The organism is Buttiauxella ferragutiae, from assembly GCF_022637515.1.
GTDB classification, from domain to species: domain Bacteria; phylum Pseudomonadota; class Gammaproteobacteria; order Enterobacterales; family Enterobacteriaceae; genus Buttiauxella; species Buttiauxella ferragutiae.
In genome coordinates this window covers 2,738,519-2,759,401 of record NZ_CP093332.1, presented here as the reverse complement: position 1 = coordinate 2,759,401, position 20,883 = coordinate 2,738,519, and the positions used below count along the sequence as shown (strand labels likewise).

The following is a 20,883-nucleotide window of genomic DNA, read 5'->3' as shown; positions in this document are numbered from 1 at the left end:
ATGACCGTTCTTTAAAATGGATTGGGATCACATGCGGTTTAAAAAAATACTTCTTATTGCAGTTTTGGCTATTGCCGGTTGTAGCGCTAAAGGCGATACCGCTAGCCAGCAACGTAACACTATCCAACAAATGCGAATTGATACGTTAACTAAATTGTATAAGATTCATCCTGAGGCTCGTAAACAGATTCTGAAGTCTAAAGGGTACGCCGTATTCTCAAATAATAGCAGCAAAATCCTGGTGTTAGGGTTCGGCAGTGGTTATGGCGTGGTGAAAGATCTTAGAAGCGGCAAAGACACCTATATGAAAATGGCTCAGGCTGGAGCCGGTGTCGGGATGGGCGTTAAGCAATTACGCACCGTTTTGGTCTTTAATGACAGCAAAGCGCTGAGCGACTTTATTAAAAATGGTTATATTGTTGGCGCTGATGCAAATGCTGCGGCAAAATATGACGATAAAGGTTTGCCTGCAGTCAATGCTTCGGCAAGTGCTGTCGCACCAAGTTCAGTCGAGTTACCTAAACAGCTTTACGTCTATGAAATGACAGAAAAAGGCCTTGCTGCACAGGCCATGGTTAACGGCTATAAATACTGGCCAGATGATGCTCTGAACGGTAAGTAATACAGAATAAAACGGTGCCTGGAGCACCGTTTTTTTATGTTTTTGTTCCACCTCTGCTTTCCATCCTCTCTTGTAAGGAAGTGTAAAAAACTTCGCCATTTGCTTATGTCAGTATTTAGCTTTGATTTTAACTGCGCACTGGATCTTTCATAAATAACGCCGATAAATATAAACACCCGTGAAATATGTAATAGGTCTGAACATGTTTAAAGATTACAGCGTAAGAACCGTAATTATTGTTTTTACAGCAATTGCAATTGCTGCCATGGATTTAATAGCCTTCCTGTTACTAGCAAATGTTAATATTTTACTTATGTTAACTGTGATCGGTGTCGTTTTACTGCTCATCTTATGGGCTTACATGACTAAATATCTGGTCAGGCCGATTAATGAAGTTAAAAGAAATATTGATGAAATCAATACAGGTAATTTGTCCATATCTATACGTGAGTTTGGTAATAACTGTGCAGGGAAATTAATTCCCGGAATAAACAGCCTGGCAAAAGAAATCTCCAATTTGGTTATGGATATCAGGAGGTCTTCAAATTCAGCCAGTGAGTTATCGAGCACTCTTGCTAACCAAAGTGCGGATTTATCGGTAAAAACAGAACAACAATCGGCGATGTTGATGCAAACCGCCGCCAGCATGGAAGAGATTTCCGCAGGGACCAGGAGTAATGCAGAAAACACCCGCCAGCTAAACGTCATCACCAGCGAAGCACATAAATCTGCCGGGCATGGCAGTGATTTGATGCATAAGCTGACCGAAAATATGGTGTCGATTACCGATTGCTCAAAGAAAATGACTGAAATTATTAGCATAATTGATGGTATTGCATTCCAGACCAATATCCTGGCATTAAATGCCGCAGTGGAAGCCGCCAGAGCGGGTGAGCACGGTAAGGGTTTTGCTGTCGTCGCCGGTGAAGTCAGAGTATTAGCGAAAAAAAGTTCAGAATCTGCCAAAAATATTAAGTCGTTAATTGAGCAAACGAATATTAATGTGATGCAGGGCGCGAAACTGGTTTCTGAAGCAGAAAAAAATATGCACGATATTGTTTCGGGATCCGACGATCTTAATTTGCTGATGGAGCACATCTTTATCTCGACCCATGAACAGGAAAAAGGGATCCAGCAAATTACTGTCGCGTTATCAGAGTTGGAAAAAGTTACACACAGCAATGCGGCAGTGGTGGTAGAACTGGCTCATTCTTCTGATGTGTTAAAAGACCAGGTTGTGGAATTGCAAACCAGAACTAATAATTTGCGTCTTGGCGACGAAGAAAGGGTGCTCGTAACTGGCACACCCAGGAAAGTTCCTGCTAATCCACTGAAACAGGCTGAAGAAGGGTTGTGGCAAACATTTTAATTTAGCGTTATTAAATGCCCGTTTGCCTTTGCCGTAGCCATACACGCCCGAAGAGATCGGCCACAGGATAACTTGTGCGCTATTTGTTCAGGGCGTGATACGATGAACTTCATTCATTGAAATGGCTAATCATCATGTCCCTCTTAGATTACGCAATGAAGCGCTTCGGTAATGCGGCAAATAGCTCGGTGACATGTCCTATTTGTGGAAGCAAATCTTCACATCCAGCAAATAAAATCCGTCAGGGGCAAACATTGCTCTGTCCAAAATGTAAATCACTGTTCGTGATACCGCGATAACACGCTGTTATGCGATAAATCCCGGTCATGAAATACTCCAGACCTGAAGTTGCCAACCATGTTTAGTTATTGATAACCGGTCGGATAAATTCAGATTCTGCAAAAAGACCTCATCATGTGAAACAACGACCAATGCCCCCTGGTAACTGCAGAGCATAATTTCCAGAGCCTGTATGGAAATTAAATCCAGATGGTTACTGGGTTCATCAAGCAGCAAGAGTTGTGGGATTGGGTCGGCGTACAGCACACAAGCCAACGCCGCTTTCAGGCGTTCACCCCCACTCAGCAGGCCGCTGGGGATCTGGATTTTGTCAGCATCAAGGCCGAGCTGCGCCAGCCGCATGCGTAAATCCGCTTCACCAGCAGTGCGGTTGGCGAGCTGGATCTGTTCCAGAACAGTGCATTGTGGGTCAAGGCTCGTGAGGTGCTGATCGAGCCACGCGTAACTGTGTGAGACACGAGACTCCCCGGACAATGGCTGAAGCAGACCCGCCAGCACTTTTACTAATGTCGATTTCCCACATCCGTTATCTCCGACACCCCCGATGCGCTGCTGGGCGGTTATCGTCAGATTCAGAGGAGCAGGGAAGTTAGCCACATAGGGAAGTTGCACATCTTTGAGTTCAGCAACCATGCGTCTGCCAGGTGAATTCACTGCCAGGGAATGCACCACAATCGCCGAGTTTTCCTCTACCTGAGTTGCCGCTTCATGTACCCGTTTATCGAGTAGCGCCTGGGCGGCGAGATGTTGCTGGTTTAATTTCCCAGCTGATGCTTCACTGCGTTGTTTTTGCCCGCCCAGTAAAATTTTGGCCTGGTTGGCTTCGCGTCCTTGTCGGTTTCCCCTGGATTGCCGCTTCTCAAGCCGTTGCTTCTGCTCACGAAGCGCTTTTTGTTCGCGCTGGCGCTCACGTTTGCGTTGTTCAAGTAGTTGCAGAGCATTTTGCGTTTCTAGCGCCTTAAGCTGCGCGTAAAAAGAGTAGTTTCCGCCGTAGTTACTCAAACCCAGTGATGACAATTCCACAATTCGCTGCATTGACTCCAGCAGTTGCCGATCGTGGCTTACGACCAACATCCCACCCTGCCAGCGTTGTAACTGGTTAATCAGCGCCCGCCGCCAGGTGCTGTCGATATGGTTGCTTGGCTCATCAAGGATTAAAAAATCAGCCTCCGACAGCCAGGCACCAGCCAGCGAAACGCGCATCGCTTCACCACCACTTAACAGGCTGACAGGCGTGGATGCGTCAAGATGCCCGAGCCCACATCTTTCAAGTTCAAACTGTAATTGCTGACGGATATCCCAGCGCTGGCCAACAAGATCAAAATCGGACGTAGACACGCTGCCTATTTCGATGCGTTCCAGTGCGTCAATCGTTGCCTGCACACCGGCAAGATCCGCAACGGTAGACTCCGGCGGATAGACAATCTGCTGTGCCAGATACCAGGCGGTACCGGAACGTGTGCAGCGCCCGGATGACGGTGGAATTTGCCCTGCTAAAATCTGCGAGAGCACACTTTTACCCACGCCATTTCGCCCAACAAGGCCGGTATGACGGGTGTCAAAAGTTTCAGTGAGTTGCGTGAACAGCGGGGTGCCGTCAGGTAAGGTGAATTCGACGCTTTCCAGCGCGATATAAGTATTCGTCATGGTGTACTCCATAGATGCCAGAAACTGACCCGAACAGGCGGGGCAACTCAATTGGCCGTCAGACAGACGGCAGCATCAATGGCGCATTGGCGTAATACCTATAGAGAAGAAATGAAGTGAATTATTCTAGATACGATGTATTGAAAGTAAAGGGCAGTATGAATTTTGCGCACAAATAGTTTACCGGAAAGGTGACTAACAACCGGTCGTCATGACGACCGGGAAACACTATTTTTTCATGCTCTCGTTCATAATGGCGGTCACTTGCTTGAGCGTCTGCGCCGCATCTTTAACACCTTTTGCTTCCTGTGCTTTCACCCAGTTTTCTTGTACCTGTTGATACTGCGTGATCACTTTCCAGCTTGCCACTTCCTGCGGCGTCAGCGTACGGATAGTCACGCCATCGTTTGGTGCTGAAAAATGCCACTGGGTAACATTCAATATTATTGATTCCCTTTGTAAAACGAGGAAATCATATTCAGCAGGTTGATAGATCCGAGGTTTGTACCAGGCTTAGCTGATTCACACCGATTCTGAATGAGGTCATGTTTATGAACGCAGAAATTAAGGGGGGGATTGATATTGCCATCAAAGTCCCCTCACATCAGTATCAACAGACGCTTGATTTTTATCGTCATACTCTTGGACTCCCTGAAATCACAGACAAATTACCGGCCACCGGCTTCGTACTTGGCCCAAATCGATTGTGGATCGATGAAGCGCCAGGTTTGAGCCAGGCCGAGGTGTGGCTCGAACTGTTTACTCCTGATTTCAACCTGGCGCAGCAGCATATACAAGAACATGGGGTAGTTCGTTGTGACAGTGTCGAACTCTTACCCGAGGGTTTTAAAGGGGGGTGGATAATGAATCCATGCAATATTGTGCATATGTTAAGGGAGCCAGAAGCCTGGTAAAATATGTGTATCCGGAGCAAAATTAGGCTGCCCTGGATTCTGCCGCTACAGCGTTATTTTTCCGGAATAGTTTCTGACCCATTGATGCAGCACTCATCTTGTAAGTACTCAATAATGCTTGCAAGAACATCGTACTGTGCGACGCACATCAGTGTCCGACTTTCCCGATTTTGTTGCAGCAGACCCACAGATACCAGCGCTGAAATATGATGGCTAAGCGTCGACCCCGGTATCTCTAACTGTTTCTGTAGTTCACCTACGGGTAATCCCTGACTGCCAGCTTTGACCAGATGTTTGAAAATAAACAGACGTGTAGGGTGCCCCAACTCTTTCAATGCTTTAGCGACCATTTCCAGTTGCATAATCTCACCTCCCGATAACTGATATTTCGATAATACCAGAAATATCTTTTGCCCCACAAATCACTTCGAATATACTAGAAATATAGTTTTTAAATTTGTGAGGAGATGAAGATGAGTAATGGATTAACAATGCTGTCCGATGCGTCAAAGATGTTCCTTTTTTTGGCCGCCGAGTTGTCGCTGTTGTTTCTGGTGATTAGCCTGGGCGTCAATTTACTACGGCAGAAGATTCCAGATAGCAAAATTCAGGCAATGCTGGGGGCACGCAAGGGCAGAGGCTATGTCATTGCGGCTTTGCTCGGGGCGATCACCCCATTTTGTAGCTGTTCGACGATTCCCATGTTACGTGGGTTGCTGTCAGCCAGAGCTGGCTTTGGCCCGACGCTGACCTTCCTGTTTGTCTCGCCGCTGCTCAACCCGATTATTGTTGGCTTGATGTGGGCGACTTTCGGGCTGAAAATCACTCTGCTCTATATTGTTATCGCCACTGTCGTATCAGTGCTGTCCAGTCTCATTCTGAGTCAGTTCGGTTTTGAACGGTATGTCATTAACGAGAAGCGCAAAGGAATATCTTCTCCCGTAGGCTGCTCTGCACCCAATACAAAACTTCAGGTAGCCTCATGTTGTAACAGCAACACGACACCGGTTCGGATAAATATTCAATCTATTAAAACGGGTAGTTCATGCTGTGTCAGCACGCGTAGTGAGGTATCAACAGCATCAACACCAGGAGCGATGAAGCAGGCATGGCAGGAGGCGTGGAAACAGTTTAAGGAAGTCTTTCCGTATCTGCTGGCAGGGGTGCTGATTGGCGCTTTTATTTATGGTTTTGTTCCCACCGAGTGGATTGCCAACCATGCCGGGAGCAATAACGCTTTTGCCGTCCCATTGAGTGCGATTATCGGTATTCCGCTTTATATCAGAGCGGAAGCCGTGATCCCGCTGGCGTCTGTTTTAATGACTAAAGGGATGGGAACTGGCGCAGTCATGGCGCTAATTATCGGCAGTGCGGGAGCCAGCTTAACAGAGGTGATTCTGCTTAAATCTATGTTCAGAATGCCGATGATTATTGCCTTCCTGACAGTGATTTTAGGCATGGCCGTGATGATGGGGTATCTGACGCAGTTGCTCTTCTAGCGGAAAAACCAAGGGAGCAGCCTGTGCTCCCTTGATCTTATTTAGTTCTTGATCTGTTTACCTTCTGCATCAATAACTTGTTCACCATCTTCCTTAGTGAACGCGCCGCGTTGCGCATCAGGCAAAATATCTAATACCACTTCGGAAGGTCTGCATAACCGTGTGCCCAGAGGGGTAACCACAATCGGTCGGTTAATCAAAATAGGGTGCTGCAACATAGAATCAATTAACTGCTCGTCACTGAAGGAATCTTCCGCCAGCCCTAATTGCTCATACGGTTCGACATTCTTACGCAACAACGCCCGCGCCGAAATCCCCATATCGGCGATCATTTTTACCAATTCCGCACGCGTGGGAGGCGTTTCCAGATACAAAATAACCGTCGGTTCAGTGCCGCTGTTACGAATTAACTCCAGCGTGTTACGGGACGTTCCACAACCGGGATTATGATAAATAGTCACATTGCTCATGGTGATGATCTCTTGTTAAAACAAAAAATTACAGTGCTACCGACAACCGCAGGGCTAATGCCGCCAGCGTGACGAATAACACAGGGATAGTCATGACAATGCCCACCCGGAAGTAATATCCCCAGGTAATCGTCATATTTTTCTGTGCCAATACATGCAGCCACAGCAACGTTGCCAGACTGCCGATTGGGGTAATTTTAGGGCCAAGATCGCTGCCTATTACGTTGGCATAAATCATCGCTTCTTTGATGACACCGGTGGCAGTGCTGCCATCTATCGACAGCGCGCCGATCAGAACAGTCGGCATATTGTTCATCACCGACGACAGGAATGCCGTCAGGAACCCGGTGCCCAATGTCGCCGCCCACAAGCCATGTTCTGCCAGTTGGTTGAGCAGGGAAGAAAGGTAGTGGGTCAGACCCGCATTGCGCAGACCATAAACCACCAGATACATCCCCAGCGAGAAGACAACAATTTGCCACGGTGCGCCACGTAGTACCTTGCCGGTATTAATGGCATGGCCTTTTTTCGCCACCATAAACAAAATTAGCGCGCCAACGGCAGCGACCAGGCTGACCGGTACCCCGAGTGGCTCCAGAGCAAAGAACCCCACCAACAGCAGCACCAGAACCAGCCAGCCGGTTTTAAAGGTGTTGATATCGCGGATTGCCGCTTTCGGCTCTTTTAACAGTGAAATGTCGTATACGGCGGGGATATCTTTGCGGAAAAACAAGTGCAGCATCACCAGCGTGGTTGCAATGGCCGCCAGGTTAACCGGCACCATCACCGCGGCATATTCTGCGAATCCGAGGTTAAAGAAATCAGCCGAGACAATATTTACCAGATTCGAAACAATAAGAGGCAGGCTGGCCGTATCGGCGATAAATCCTGCGGCCATCACAAAAGCTAGCGTTGCCCCTGGGCTGAAACCCAGCGCCAGCAGCATCGCAATCACGATAGGCGTCAGGATCAGTGCAGCACCATCGTTGGCGAACAGTGCCGCCACCATTGCGCCTAACAGGACAATCCAGGTAAACAGCAACCGACCACGGCCATTGCCCCAACGAGCCACATGCAGAGCAGCCCATTCAAAGAAACCTGACTCATCTAGCAGAAGGCTGATAATGATAACCGCGATAAAGGTAGCGGTCGCATTCCAGACAATCTGCCAGACCACCGGAATATCACTCAGTTGAACAACACCTGTCAGAAGCGCAAGACCTGCTCCAAGCGAGGCACTCCAGCCAATACCCAACCCACGAGGTTGCCAGATAACCAAAACGAGAGTGAGTAAAAAAATTGCACCGGCCAATAACATTATGAACTCCATTCATATTTGATTAGGCGTATGTATCTTCTGTTCCTCAACATGAGGCAGTCAAAGTATTCTTGAGTTTATTGCGTATGTTCTCGCGTTCGCAGTTCCAGGCGGAGTCAATAATCGCGGCAGCCCAGGCAGGTATATGTGGCGACAAACGATAGTGAACCCATTTTCCTTCACGGCGGTCGGTTACCAGTTCCGCCTCACGTAACAAAGCCATATGACGGGATATTTTGGGTTGGGATTCAGCCGTGGCTGCACAAATATCGCAGACACATAACTCGCCATACTCCCTTAGCAGCATCACGATAGTTGAACGAGTTTCATCGGCAAGCAGTTTAAAAAGCTGAACAGGCTGTAGCATTTTTAACCTCAATATGAATTGACAATACATATGTTAATTCATATATGATTGGTTTTAAAGTACAGCTTTAAAAACGGAGAATTTTTCATGACTCACTTACCCGCAATTGACCGAGGCTCTTTTGATGAAGCAATTGCCAGCAAACTTCAGAGCGATAACCAGGAAGCTCCACGCATTTTGATTCTTTATGGTTCGGTGCGGGCGCGTTCTTACAGCCGCTTTGCCGCCGAAGAGGCAGGGCGCTTGCTGAGTGAAATGGGGGCTGAAGTAAAAATTTTTAACCCTTCAGGATTACCATTGCCTGATGACGCACCGGATACTCATCCTAAAGTGCTGGAATTACGAGAACTGGTCAGGTGGTGTGATGGCATGGTCTGGAGTTCCCCGGAAAGACACGGCGCCATGAGTTCTGTTATGAAGGCGCAGATAGACTGGATACCGTTGAGTGAAGGAGCAGTGCGGCCATCTCAGGGTAAAACACTGGCCGTGATGCAGGTTTGCGGTGGGTCGCAGTCATTTAATACTGTAAACCAGATGCGCGTGCTTGGTCGCTGGATGCGGATGTTCACTATTCCAAATCAGTCATCAGTACCGAAGGCATGGCAAGAATTTGATGATGAAGGGCGAATGAAACCGTCTGCCTGGTATGACCGGATTGTAGATGTCACTGAAGAGCTGTTCAAAATCACTCTCATCCTAAAAGGGCACACCGGATATCTTTCTGACCGTTACAGCGAAAGAAAAGAGAGCCATCAGGAACTGTCGAAGAGGGTTAACCAGACGAAAATCTGACAGGCCAAACTTCCTACGTTAAAGCAGTTGTCACCCTCCTGGAAAAAATACCAAAAGGGTGACAGTACTGAAATTCAAAATTAAACCGTAGTATTAGTAACCACTTTTTAATCTATGTTGAATATAAGTACGATTAGCGATTATCAAATGTATCATTTGAATAATCGTTTTCACCGGCGATCGAGACAGTGACATCATTAAATTGCAGGCCATTCACGGCAACGATGCGGCCGAATTCTTTTGCTTCGATGCTGCACTGACTGAAGCGAATATTCTCCATCGGTTTTTCCGGGAACGCGACGAGATCAAATGCCCTTGCAGGTAATTTGTAATCTGGATCTAATGTGGCTTTAACATTAGAGATGCTGATATTTCTCACCTTGGTCATTTGCATGTTTTCAGGGATTTGCAACGCCACTGCCTGCCACATTTCAGGTAACTGGTCGATATTTTCAAACAGTTTTCTGTTATATGAGTTATGCCAGTCCATTATCCATGAGAATGGGAACTGAACGTTCTTCATATGTAGATTTTCCACCACCACATCTTCAATGAAACCACCGCGTTCTTTGGATGATTTCATTCGGAATCCGCAATCAGAGTCTTCAAATTCGATGTCATGAATATGAATGCCGCGAAGACCGCCACTGACTTCACTACCCAGCGTGATACCGTAGCCTGACTTAATCTTACAATTATCGATTTCAATGTTTTCAGAAATTTTACCGACACGGTAACCATCACCATCGCGTCCGGATTTAATCACGATGCAATCATCACCACACGAGGCTACGCACTCTGTGACACGAACATTAGTCGATGAATCAATGTCAATTCCGTCAGTGCTTGGCCCATGGTTATCACCAATTTTTACATTACGAACCAATACGTTATTCGCATAGGTGATTTGCAAGTTCCAAAAACCAGCTCTCTCAAATGTGATATCAGAAATCTTGATGTTTTCAGCCTCGTAAATCAGGCAGGAGCGAGGGCGCTTCACCAGATAATCGGCAATCCAACGCAGACCTTTCTTGTCATAGTCGACGCGTAAACCGCTGTTTTTATCAGCACCGCAATAAATATCCCACCAGTGTTGGCCTTGCCCATCAATTAAACCATTGCCTGAAATTTCAACATTATTGGCTGAGATTGCATTTAAAATTGCTGCTGGCCACGGCATTTCAACACCGGCCACTCGGGTTTCGATTTCTGGATAATCTGCCAGATCTTTAGAGCCCAGCAGAGTGGCACCATCCTCAAATTTTAATTTGCTGCCTTCTTTTAAAAAGAGTGCACCAACCAGATAAACCCCTTTTGAAATAAATACTGCTTTGCCTTGTGCTGCACCCAGGTCGATTGCTTGTTGAATAGCATGGGTATCTTTTTCAACCCCGTTACCCGTTGCACCAAAGTCTTTAATATCAAGTTGTGTTGTCATGCTAAAAATCTCTTTATGGTTTTTACGATTAAATGCCGTTGATCTTGTTCAAAGTTTTTTCCATATCCAGTGTTGTTTTCTTATTCAATGGATAGAAATAAATCAATATGACAGCTGAGGCAAATAAGCAGAATGCAGGCAGAAGGTTAGCCATGGTATAAATGCTTTCTTGTACTTCGAGGCTTTGTACTGTTCCACCGGTCGAAGAAGACTGGTAATTAATTAATGCCAACATGAAGCCGGCAATCCCACCCGCACAAGCTTGTCCGATCTTTCTGGCGAAGAAGTTCACTCCGTAAACGGTACCGTCTTCACGCGTTCCAGTCACATACTGATGATAGTCACAGACATCAGTCATAAATGCCCAGATCATCAAGTTGAACAGGCCAGCGCCCAGGGTTGCCAGGAACAGGAAGACCAAATAGATCTTAGGATCTGTTATGTGGCAAAAATACATAATCAAATACATGGCAACGGAGAACATCAGTGCACAAACGCTGGCTTCTTTCTTGCCAAAACGGCGGGTCAAGAATGATGCAGAAGGTGCCAGTAAAACCAGAGAACCAAAGGTGAACAAGAGGGCGATGGACATGGCCTGTTTATCATGGAAGTAATCGTTAAACAGATAAGTCATGTTGGTTCCGGATAACCCCTGGTTGATCACAATAAGCAGGTCAACCACCACCAGAACGATCAGCGCTTTATTTTTCAGCAGACCTTTCAGCAGCTGTGAAAGGGCCATACTCTCTTTCGCTTCTACACGCACACGCTCTGTGGTTAATTTGCATGTCAGTGTCAGGAAGATGAATGCCAGGCATGCACAGCCAATGGCGATCCAGAAGAAATGCTGTCCAGAAATCACCTGGCTGCCGTCAACCATCGTTTTGTACATCAGGATTGGGATAAAGAACCCTGTTGCGCCGCCACCGATTGCCGAACCCACGCTTCTGTAGGTAGAAAGGGACACGCGATCATCCGGGCTGGAGCTGATAGCCGCAGACATTGCGCCATAAGGAATGTTGATGGTCGATAACAGGGCGCCGTATAAAAAATACGAAACGCAGATATAAATGATTTTACCTGTATAGGATAACTCTTGCGCAAACGGCAGGAATAATACGATTGCAATGGCACAGAATGGATACTTCATTCTGCGAATCCAGGGGTTAAAACGACCTGTTGCTGTCAATTTTGACGTGTCACACATGCGACCGACGGTCACATCAACAAATGCGTCAAACAATTTTGTGCCGAAATATAATGAACCAACAATGATCCCTGAAACACCAAGGACGTTTGTGTAATAAATCATTAAGAAGCTATTAACTAGCCCTAAAATAAAGCAGGTGCCTAAGTCACCACACATGTAACCAATTTTATCCCTCATACCAAAGGGCTTCATTGCAGCTATTCTTATTTTTTCATCATTTAAAACTTTGGTACTCATAGAGCTAACCCTCTTAATTCTCATGTAATAAAAATATTAAGAATCTATTGCGATTTTGTATACCACTTCCTATTTGTGTCATACAGGTAAGTAATGCTGAGAATAATTGGTATGACATGATTGTTTGTTGTTGGCGGTCACATAAATAAAAAACCCAAGATAATTACTCTGATAATTGTGATTTTATTCACATTGTTATTGTTTGTTTTTTAAAAGTTTATTTTTAAACTTTTTAGGGGCGTGAAAGTGGTTTACCAAATAATTTATTTTTAAATGAATTGTTTATTGTTTTTTAACAGTGGGTTATTTATTATTTTTGGATAATGGCAATTTTTTAATTCGCGAGAATCAGTAATTATTAAGCTGAATTGTCATTGTTAATAATGGAAATGAATTGATTAATCAGTATGTTATGACTTACCATGAACTCGAAATAATCACGGAATGGTAAGGGTTTTGTGAGAGGGCGGGTATTTTAAAAGATGGTGTCTGGAGAGATGTTTACCAGGTAAAATAATTGGTCCAATAACTGTGTTAAGACTCAATGCTATCTTTCAAGGAGCATGCCGAATCAACACTTTGATTGGCGTTAAGCTCTAGTTTTACGAGAATTTACTACATGAATACGATTGATATGGTGGGGTTTATCGGTGGTGCATGTACCACTGTTTCATTTATCCCTCAGGTAGTTTTGGTTCTGAAAAGTAAGTCGACAAAAGATATATCTTTAACAATGTACTCTATTTTTGTGTTTGGTATTTCTCTATGGCTAATGTACGGCATTATGTCTAATGCATTGCCAGTCATCATTCCAAACTTCATTACTTTTATCCTTGCGGGTTCAATTCTTGTCATGAAAATCAGAAATGATATTGTTACAGGAAAGAAGGCATTAAATAGTTAACCCCTGCATTCCGCAATAAAGGGCAGGGAGAACCGTTCTCCCTGCGCTCTAATCTCCCCTAATATTCCCCCAATTAGCATGTTTTTCACATCTGGCTTAGTTCCTGCCACGAATGGGCAAACAGTTCGTCTTTCTCCCGCTCAGTTTGTTTTCCGCTGTGCACCAGCCAAAGAAAATCGTAGTAGGTTGGGTAATGTTCAAGGCCGTTTAGCACCTGGCAGAAGCGATGCGCAGCAATTTCTGAAGTGGCGCACACCGTCGAATAACTGCGGAACGGACCGAGGGAGACATGACAGACTTTCTCAAGCGTTGCCCCAACAGGTTGATGCCGGTGGTGTTCCAGAAAATGGAAAAACTCGTGCGCCAGATGGATATCGATGATTTTACTGAGTGGTAGTTGCAACCCAGATTGTTCGCAGCTGCGTTGTAAACTTTCCAGCGAGGGTTGATACAACGTTACCCGCCGAATGGACTTCACTTCACTGTATTCAAACTGGGCGCGGAACTGGACGGTGAAAAACAGGCCATCCCCCTGTTTAAGCTGAATGTCGATGCCATTTTCTGCATACAGATCACGGATGTTTTTTCCGTGAAACTCGCTGGCCGCTTGTTCCCCGGCAGCCAGCGCGTTGTCCAGATAATAGCGGTATTTCGCGGGCGGTATTTTGTTAAATACCGCATCATTACGAAGGTCCAGCCATGCAAGCACTCGATTGAGTTCAACAGGGGTCATGATTGCTCCTATTGCCAGGCCACGGCGATAACTGGCTGCTCTTGTTCCAGCACATCCAACTCCATCTCGATAATCGACAGCATCTGTTCTTTCGTTTGCATGCCAGTGAGATCAAGCATTTTCTCCTTCCAGAACAGGAAGGTTTTGGGGATGGTGGCATTTGCTTCGGAGTAGCGGGTATTATCATCAAGGAATTCTGCAAAGCTTGATGTCACTTCCTGGCGCGTGCACAGTAACCAGTTCGCATTCTCTTTTTTCAGCCGGACGACGCCTTCACGGTCAATCATACTCAGGCAGATTTTTTTCTTTTTCATCAGGCCAAAGAAACGCTTATGTTCACTGATGTTTTCAAAAAGATGCCAGCGCCCGGTCTGACAGGCCGGTTTGGTGGTTTCGACAGGCAGATTGATCGACTCAGCTGCAATTTGTTGCAACTGCTCAAGGGGTAGCGTTTCGTTGAGGCTCTCTTTCTGACGCAGTTCGGTCGCCCCAGTGGCAATCGCTCGCAGCACGTTTTTTTGTTTGTCTATCTCGATGTTGATATCAACAGTGGCTTCATTGGCTCCGGATTTAACAATGCGCTCCATTATTTCGGCGCGAATCTGTTTTATCTCGGCTTCTCCGGGGTTCACGACGCTTTTTTCGATCATTTCCCGCACCATCGCCATGCCCACACCAATGGTAGAAATGTAAGGCGCGTTGTTGGCATTTTTATGCTTCATGGCTGCTTTTTCAGCCATGGCTGGCACCAGCACACAACCGCTGCCACCGCCGCCCACCAGCGTAATGAAGTGCCGCTCCAGCTTGTATTCGTTGATCATTTCGTTGACCACCACCATCACTTTATCGATGGCGATATCCAGTGCCTGACGCGCAGCGTCTTCTGCCGAAACACCGAGATGGTCACCCAGCAACTGCCAGGCGATGCGGGCGCTATTAATATTCCCCGCTGCGTAGTCATCTGCCGGAACATAGCCGAGCAAGTTTGCCGCACCAGCCACTGTCAATGCGTAACGTTTGCCTTCGGCACCGTTCACTACGGCATAAGTTTGCGGGTCGCCTGGGCGCGGGCTAATAAAGGTGAGCTGCGGATTTTCACCAAATGCGGATTCAGCAATAAAGCATTCATATTCACAGCCGGCGATGTGTGCGCTGCGTGGGCCAGTCATGGTGATTTTGCCGTTTTCGACCATCATCATACTGCCGCCCGCAACCGCCAGAGTACGCACGTCGAGTGAACGCAAGTAGGTGCGATGACCGCCGACCTGGGCATTTTGGATCATCACTTTGCCGTTTTTAATAACCGAGATATCGACGCTGGTTCCACCGACTTCAAAGAATATGCCGTCAGAGACTTTTTCGTACATCAGCGCTCCGGCAACCCCGGCAGCCAGGCCAGACAACATGGTGAGGATGGGGCGTTTTCGCACTTCGTCAATACTCATCACACCACCGTCACAGCGCATGATCATCAGTTGCGAGGTAATGCCAGCCTCGATAATTGCCTGTTCGGTCATGTTGGCGGTTTCCAGCATCCGTGGGATCAGGCTGGCATTGACGACGGCAGTGCGGGTACGGGTTTTCAGACCGTACAGCTGGGTAATTTCGTGGCCACCCGTGGCACAAAGACCCATTTCCGCCGCCACGGCCATCACCCGTAATTCGTTGGTCGGGTCATCAACACTGTAGGCTTCTGAGGCAACAATAACTTCCGCGCCTTGCTCACGCAGCGTTTCAATCGCTGCACGGATGTTGTCATCGCTGAGCTGACGGGTGTCGATATAGGTATTAAAAGTGTGCAGAAACTTACCGTCGGCCAGTGGGATATCGAGGATGTTGGCTTCTTTTTTGGCACTTTTTCCTTCAAGCCCGCTCCCCATGGCGACAATGCCCACTTTCGCGACGTCGCCTTCCAACAGGGCGTTGGTAGCCTGAGTGGTACCGTGGGCGATAAAACTGACTTCCTGTGGCGAAATCCCGTTCTCTGCCAGCACCTCATGAATAATGGTAATAATGCCGTGCGCGACCCCATTAGGATGGTGGTGTGTCGTGGGGATTTTCTTTTTCGCGATCAAGGTAAAGTTGTCGTTATCGATAACTGCAGCGTCGGTAAACGTGCCACCCACATCAATACCAATGCGATATTTTTTGTCCGTCATAACCATTCCTTAAAATCACTCCGGCCAGGGCCGGAGCAGGGTATTAAAAGGCGATATAACCCGCCATCAACATGGAGACCAGCACGGCAGCCATGGCCCACGGCAAGGTCTTACGCATTATTTCGTTTACGTCGACCTTCGCGAAATCAGATGACCAGACGTTATGGGTGTTTGTCGGATCGGAAAGCCCTTGCAGCAGGGTCGCCGAGCGTAACGCCAGCATGGTTGCCAGAGGTGAAAGGCCACCGCCAAGCATCAACACGCCTAAACCGCTGCCCAGACCGTAGCTATTGAGCGGGCCTCGGTACAACGCCAGCGGGCTGAGGATCGAGAAGAACAGAATGTAAGTCAGTGGTGAGGTTGGAATAATCGTTTCAATCAATGGTTTTAAGACCATGCTGACCTGAGGCGCGGTGACCGCGTTCAGTAGAATACCGATGCCAACCATCAGACCAATGGCACCCGCCACGTTCTGAATACCTTCGACCAGGCTGCTGACAAGCACATGCGTCGGGCGTTTTGGCATGGCAAGCAGCAGACATATCACCAGACTCAGAACGATGGCCGGGACCACTTCAATTTTGAATGCAAAGATAATCACCACCGGCACCAGCGGGGAGAGCAACGCCAGGGCATTCACTTGTTTGCGCTTACTGAGTTTTTCGGCAACTGGCATGGACCACGCTTTGCGGACGATCACATCGCGTTTCACCATCCATACCACCATCGCGATATAGATAATGGCTGCTGGAATGGCAAACATAGTTGCGTAGCGGGCCATATCGGCAATCGAAATGCCATATAGATCGTGCATCAGGGCCCAACCACTGACAGAGAACAGGCTACCTAAAGCATGGCAGGCTAACAGGACAATACAGCTGGTGAGCGGTGAAAGCCCGGCAGTGAGCAGAATCGGGATCACAATACTGCCGACCAGGATAACCATTCCTAATCCATCGCTGGAAGAGAAAATCACCGTGCCAATAATGAAAAAGACAATGGCCATCGTCAGTGGTTTATCACCGGAAAGTTCTGCGGCTTTGCGAACTAATGCCTCAGTCACGCCGACTTTTTTCAGGACTTCGCCAAACCATGCGCCAAATATCAAAGCGATAATGGTCGCGCCCAGACGCAAAGAACCCTGGGTCAGCACGTTATTCGCGATGCTAAACGTGGTTTTATCTTCACTAAACAACGGGACGCCTGCAACCAGCGGCATCAGGATCCCCATCAGCGGTAATGCCAAAATCGCCGGCATTTTGCGGGTCATCATCAACCCGGAGAAAACCACAAAAATGGCAAGGATCGCGCCGATCCTTAAAATGTGTAACATGTCCATGTGTTGTCCTCAGAAGTCGAGATAACCCTGTTGCTGACGAATGGCATCCTGTAACTGTTTTGCAGATACCTGATGTACGCTTAACCCTTGTTGTGCTGCCAGTGCTGCTGCAATTCCCCCTGCCTGGCCAATTGCGCCTACGGTTGGAGTGGTGCGGATTGCGGCCTGCGCTTCAAAGGTGGCAGAGATACAGCGCCCGACGACAATGAGATTGTCGGCTTCCTGGGCTATCAAGCTGCGCCATGGAATGCCGTACATACCGCCGTGGCGTAACTTGCCATGTTCGGTTCCTTCACCATCAGGGCTATGAATATCAATCGGATAGCCAGAGATGGCGATGGTGTCTTCGAATTGTGTTTCGTCGAGCAGATCCTGGGCGGTGAGGTGATAGCAGCCTTTGATTTGGCAGGAACTGCGCACGCCAACGGACGGGCCGGTTTGCACAACAATAGCCTGTTCGAATCCTGGAACGACGCGTTTCATGAATTTTTCCAGCTCCCGACATTGCTGGCGGCCAACCACTTCAGCCTGGCTCAGACTCCACGGGTCGGTGGCGTCATGGCCGAGAATACGGCTGGTGTTGAAGACAAATTCACCGGGATTGTTGGTTTCAAAAATCAGTACATCTTCACGCGGAATGGTGATTTCACCGGCAGCTTTCGCCGCTGCAAACTCTTTCACAAAACCATGGCAGGCAAGGTGAGTGGCGGTGCGTATATCTTCGGCTTGATAGTCATTGTTAAGAGAAGATATGTTCTCCAGCATATAGGTGCGCAGCTTTTCGCGATCGACGTTGATCATCTTCATGGTCATGGTCATCGGCTGTGATTTGCCGTCAGACTCGCGGCCTTTCACCACCGGCACACCGGTTTTTACCGCCAGCATGGCATCGCCGCTGGCATCAATGAAGATAGCGGCAGCAATTTTCATCAAGCCGGATTTAGTACATACGGTGATGCTATCGAGATGATTTCCCTCGCGTGTGACATCGGCAAGCAAGGCGTGATAAAGCACGGTACCACCAGCCTCCAGCAACATGAGTTCCAGTTCATGTTTCATCGCTTCAGCATCGAACGGGGTATAAGTGGTGGTGAAATGCCCAGGGTCACGGACATGACCGGGGGATTTGTCCTGAGCTTTTAAACGCTCTATCAGCTCATCGGTAATACCGCGAATAACCTGCTTCTCACCTGCGTGAAAAGTCATCATCGGATTAACACCGTTGGTGGTCAGAGAACCACCAAGACAAGCCGTCGCCTCAACGATGAGTGTTTTTGCCCCGGCTCTGGCGGCGGCAATCGCCGCAATGCTTCCTGAGAAGCCACCGCCTACGATGACGACATCAAAATGTTCCATTCTTTATCCTTTTAGTAAACAAGATGTACTGACGGCAATCCTGGTCCTTTACGCGCAACTTGTATACTCTCGCATCGACCTATTGTGAAGGGTGTCGATATTTTTAATAAACAGGCAATGGATTTTGTGATCGCGAAATCATTATTCTTTTAAATGCTGTTACCAGCCCATTTTTAACGGGCTTCTGTCTGATTTGTGAGATGTGACATTGTGTATAGTAAACAAATTAAGTAGGCTGCATTCAGGATAACCAGAGTGGAAATGAGGTTAAGAACGATGAGGCTGGGACTGGATATTGGTGGGACGAAAATTGAAGCCGTGGTATTGAACACGCAGGGTGAGGTGATGTATCGCGAACGCTGCGCCACCGCAAAAGAGAGTTATCAGGACTTTTTCTTAAACGTCGTTAAGGTGATTGAAACGGCCAGTGCCGCAGTTCAAAGCCCTTTGTCGATTGGTCTTGGTATTCCGGGCGCCGTAGACGGCGAGGGTTTGATCAAAAACTCTAATATTCTGGTGCTGAACCAGCAACCTTTTGCACGGGATCTCGAGCAGCATCTGGCGATGCCGGTGGCAGTCACTAATGATGCCAACTGTTTTACGCTTTCCGAGGCGATGGACGGCAGTGGAAAAGGTTATCGCGTGGTGTTCGGCGTAATACTCGGCACCGGTTGCGGTGGCGGGTTGTGTATTGATAACCATCTTATTTCTGGGCCAAATGCCTGCGCTGGTGAATGGGGCCATAACGCTTTGCCTCGCTACGATCCCCGACAGGATGGCGAAGCGATAAAATGTTATTGTGGCCAACTGAACTGCATTGAGAGTTTTATTTCCGGTAGTGGTCTGGAAAGACAGTACACCCAACGATTCACTCATCATGAGAGTGTTCCGGCTATCGTTAAACGATTAGAATCTGCGGACGCTGGTGTGCGGGCGCTATGGGATCAGTATTGTAATCAACTGGCGCGCTCGCTGGCGGGAGTGGTGAATACGCTTGATCCGGATGTCATTGTTTTAGGTGGTGGGGTTTCAAATATCGAGTATTTGTATCCCGACCTTCAACAGCGAGTGGCAGAGTATGTGTTCGGTAAACAGTGCAATACCCCAATAGTGCGGGCTCAACACGGCGACAGCAGTGGTGTTCGAGGTGCGGCATGGTTGGGTGCGCAAATCTCAGTGCCAAAAGTCATGGCATAGCGAAGATTAATGAAAGAGAGCGAAATGACAAAACCTGTAAGGATACGCGACATTGCCCAGGCCTGCGGCGTGTCTCTCGGGGCCGTATCCCGCGCCTTGAAAGGGCAGCCGGGGCTACGTGAGGAAACACGGTTGCGCATTATTTCTGCTGCCCAGCAGCAGGGATACGATTTTTCCCGTTTGCGCAGCGACAAAATCAAGCGTGTTCTTTTCTTGTTGCACCGACAACACAACATCAGCCGCGCATTGCCATTTTATTCGCAGCTGCTGTTGGGAATTGAAGATCTGTGCCGCGATCAGGGTATTGCATTGAGTTTTCTCTCCATCGGACCTGGTGATGCAGTGAGTGAACAGGCGATGCTGCATCAGCCAGATGCTCTAATCTGTGCGGGTTTTTTCGAACCTGAATTGCTGGGGCTACTCCAGCAAATGAAACTACCGATGGTGCTGGTTGATTTATGGGCGCCAGGTTTACCCTGTGTTAACCCGGATAACACACAGGGCGGATATCTGGCGACCCGTCATTTGATTGAACAGGGGCGTAAAGGCATCGCTTTTCTCGCCAGCACACTGTCGCATTACAGTATTCGCCAGCGTGAAAAAGGCTACCGACAGGCATTGTATGAAGCGCGTTTACTGATGCCGCCAGAATACGAAGCGATCGCTTCACCTTCTCTGGATACCGAACAAGCGCTGGTGGATGCCGTAAACGATTTGCTCGATTTACCCGAACCTCCCGATGCCATTTTTGCTTATAACGATGCGGCAGCACTTGTGGTGCTACAGGTTTGCGCGCAACGAGGCTTGCGGGTCCCGCAGGATGTCGCACTGGTAGGCTTTGATGATATCGATTCTGCGGCCTGGTCGAACCCACCTTTGACGACTATCGCAGTAGACAAACAACAACTAGGGCGCGAGGCGCTGGCGCTGTTGTTAGAAGACACTCAGGAAGAAAATAAGCTATTGCCGGTGAGTTTAATTAAACGTAGTAGTTCCGGGGGGTAAAACTGCC

The 20,883-nt window shown here is 47.8% G+C and carries 21 protein-coding genes; 9 read left to right on the top strand and 12 right to left on the bottom strand.

Features of this window, described 5'->3' with window-relative positions:
- The first annotated feature begins 31 nt into the window (after positions 1-31).
- From MNO13_RS12750 to MNO13_RS12740, 3 genes are all read left to right on the top strand, one after another.
- Entirely contained in the window at positions 32-622 is a 591-nt protein-coding gene (locus MNO13_RS12750) for a lipid-binding SYLF domain-containing protein (protein ID WP_064546778.1), read from the top strand.
- A 202-nt stretch (positions 623-824) separates the two neighbouring features.
- On the top strand, positions 825-1,991 hold the full coding sequence (locus MNO13_RS12745; RefSeq protein ID WP_064546777.1) for a methyl-accepting chemotaxis protein: 1,167 nt from the start codon (positions 825-827) through the stop codon (positions 1,989-1,991).
- Between the two features lie 134 nt (positions 1,992-2,125).
- Positions 2,126-2,290, top strand: a complete 165-nt coding sequence (locus tag MNO13_RS12740) for a YnfU family zinc-binding protein (protein WP_074388569.1) — start codon at positions 2,126-2,128, stop codon at positions 2,288-2,290.
- Positions 2,291-2,315: 25 nt separating this feature from the next.
- On the opposite strand, the gene MNO13_RS12735 is transcribed toward MNO13_RS12740, so the two are convergent.
- Together MNO13_RS12735 and MNO13_RS12730 are read right to left on the bottom strand one after the other, a co-directional pair.
- A complete protein-coding gene (locus MNO13_RS12735; RefSeq protein ID WP_241938810.1) occupies positions 2,316-3,938 on the bottom strand; it encodes an ABC-F family ATP-binding cassette domain-containing protein in 1,623 nt (540 codons plus the stop codon).
- Positions 3,939-4,166: 228 nt separating this feature from the next.
- On the bottom strand, positions 4,167-4,379 hold the full coding sequence (locus MNO13_RS12730; protein ID WP_133521467.1) for a hypothetical protein: 213 nt from the start codon (positions 4,377-4,379) through the stop codon (positions 4,167-4,169).
- Between the two features lie 110 nt (positions 4,380-4,489).
- On the opposite strand from MNO13_RS12730, the gene MNO13_RS12725 reads away from it, so the two are divergent.
- On the top strand, positions 4,490-4,852 hold the full coding sequence (locus MNO13_RS12725; protein ID WP_133521468.1) for a hypothetical protein: 363 nt from the start codon (positions 4,490-4,492) through the stop codon (positions 4,850-4,852).
- A gap of 53 nt (positions 4,853-4,905) precedes the next feature.
- Here MNO13_RS12725 and MNO13_RS12720 read toward each other — a convergent pair whose 3' ends face one another.
- The gene (locus MNO13_RS12720) at positions 4,906-5,214 is read right to left on the bottom strand and encodes an ArsR/SmtB family transcription factor (RefSeq protein WP_064546771.1); all 309 of its coding nucleotides are present in this window, start codon (positions 5,212-5,214) and stop codon (positions 4,906-4,908) included.
- A gap of 111 nt (positions 5,215-5,325) precedes the next feature.
- Here MNO13_RS12720 and MNO13_RS12715 point away from each other — a divergent pair, with 111 nt between their 5' ends.
- Entirely contained in the window at positions 5,326-6,351 is a 1,026-nt protein-coding gene (locus tag MNO13_RS12715; RefSeq protein WP_241938809.1) for a permease, read from the top strand.
- Positions 6,352-6,392: 41 nt separating this feature from the next.
- Here the strand turns inward: MNO13_RS12715 and arsC are convergent, their stop codons facing one another.
- From arsC to MNO13_RS12700, 3 genes are read right to left on the bottom strand one after another with little or no spacing between them, the layout of a single operon-like run.
- Positions 6,393-6,821: a glutaredoxin-dependent arsenate reductase gene (gene arsC / locus MNO13_RS12710; protein ID WP_241938808.1), complete on the bottom strand. Its 429-nt coding sequence runs from the start codon at positions 6,819-6,821 to the stop codon at positions 6,393-6,395.
- Positions 6,822-6,849: 28 nt separating this feature from the next.
- Positions 6,850-8,139 carry an arsenic transporter gene (locus MNO13_RS12705; protein WP_064546765.1) on the bottom strand — a complete coding sequence of 430 codons (1,290 nt, stop codon included), beginning with the start codon at positions 8,137-8,139 and terminating at the stop codon, positions 6,850-6,852.
- A 46-nt stretch (positions 8,140-8,185) separates the two neighbouring features.
- Positions 8,186-8,506 (bottom strand): metalloregulator ArsR/SmtB family transcription factor, encoded by a 321-nt coding sequence (locus MNO13_RS12700; protein ID WP_064546763.1) that lies wholly within the window; start codon positions 8,504-8,506, stop codon positions 8,186-8,188.
- Positions 8,507-8,593: 87 nt separating this feature from the next.
- On the opposite strand from MNO13_RS12700, the gene arsH reads away from it, so the two are divergent.
- Positions 8,594-9,298 carry an arsenical resistance protein ArsH gene (gene arsH, locus MNO13_RS12695; protein WP_064546761.1) on the top strand — a complete coding sequence of 235 codons (705 nt, stop codon included), beginning with the start codon at positions 8,594-8,596 and terminating at the stop codon, positions 9,296-9,298.
- 133 nt (positions 9,299-9,431) lie between these two features.
- On the opposite strand, the gene MNO13_RS12690 is transcribed toward arsH, so the two are convergent.
- Positions 9,432-10,736 carry a glycoside hydrolase family 28 protein gene (locus MNO13_RS12690; protein ID WP_064546759.1) on the bottom strand — a complete coding sequence of 435 codons (1,305 nt, stop codon included), beginning with the start codon at positions 10,734-10,736 and terminating at the stop codon, positions 9,432-9,434.
- A gap of 28 nt (positions 10,737-10,764) precedes the next feature.
- Complete coding sequence (locus MNO13_RS12685; protein ID WP_133521471.1) at positions 10,765-12,183, bottom strand: MFS transporter; 1,419 nt, start codon at positions 12,181-12,183, stop codon at positions 10,765-10,767.
- A gap of 619 nt (positions 12,184-12,802) precedes the next feature.
- Between MNO13_RS12685 and MNO13_RS12680 the strand changes: the two genes are divergently transcribed.
- Entirely contained in the window at positions 12,803-13,087 is a 285-nt protein-coding gene (locus MNO13_RS12680; protein ID WP_064546755.1) for a SemiSWEET transporter, read from the top strand.
- An 85-nt stretch (positions 13,088-13,172) separates the two neighbouring features.
- Here MNO13_RS12680 and MNO13_RS12675 read toward each other — a convergent pair whose 3' ends face one another.
- The 4 genes from MNO13_RS12675 to MNO13_RS12660 are packed head-to-tail and all read right to left on the bottom strand — an operon-like array spanning position 13,173 to position 18,674.
- A complete protein-coding gene (locus MNO13_RS12675) occupies positions 13,173-13,820 on the bottom strand; it encodes a hypothetical protein (RefSeq protein WP_064546753.1) in 648 nt (215 codons plus the stop codon).
- 8 nt (positions 13,821-13,828) lie between these two features.
- Entirely contained in the window at positions 13,829-15,979 is a 2,151-nt protein-coding gene (locus MNO13_RS12670) for a hydantoinase/oxoprolinase family protein (RefSeq protein WP_064546751.1), read from the bottom strand.
- Positions 15,980-16,022: 43 nt separating this feature from the next.
- Positions 16,023-17,318, bottom strand: coding sequence for a Na+/H+ antiporter NhaC family protein (locus MNO13_RS12665; RefSeq protein WP_202914368.1), 1,296 nt, complete (start codon positions 17,316-17,318; stop codon positions 16,023-16,025).
- A gap of 9 nt (positions 17,319-17,327) precedes the next feature.
- Positions 17,328-18,674: an FAD-dependent oxidoreductase gene (locus MNO13_RS12660; protein ID WP_064546748.1), complete on the bottom strand. Its 1,347-nt coding sequence runs from the start codon at positions 18,672-18,674 to the stop codon at positions 17,328-17,330.
- Positions 18,675-18,950: 276 nt separating this feature from the next.
- Between MNO13_RS12660 and MNO13_RS12655 the strand changes: the two genes are divergently transcribed.
- The gene (locus tag MNO13_RS12655; protein ID WP_133521474.1) at positions 18,951-19,871 is read left to right on the top strand and encodes an ROK family protein; all 921 of its coding nucleotides are present in this window, start codon (positions 18,951-18,953) and stop codon (positions 19,869-19,871) included.
- Positions 19,872-19,895: 24 nt separating this feature from the next.
- Entirely contained in the window at positions 19,896-20,876 is a 981-nt protein-coding gene (locus MNO13_RS12650) for a LacI family DNA-binding transcriptional regulator (RefSeq protein WP_064546939.1), read from the top strand.
- The last annotated feature ends 7 nt before the right edge of the window (positions 20,877-20,883 follow it).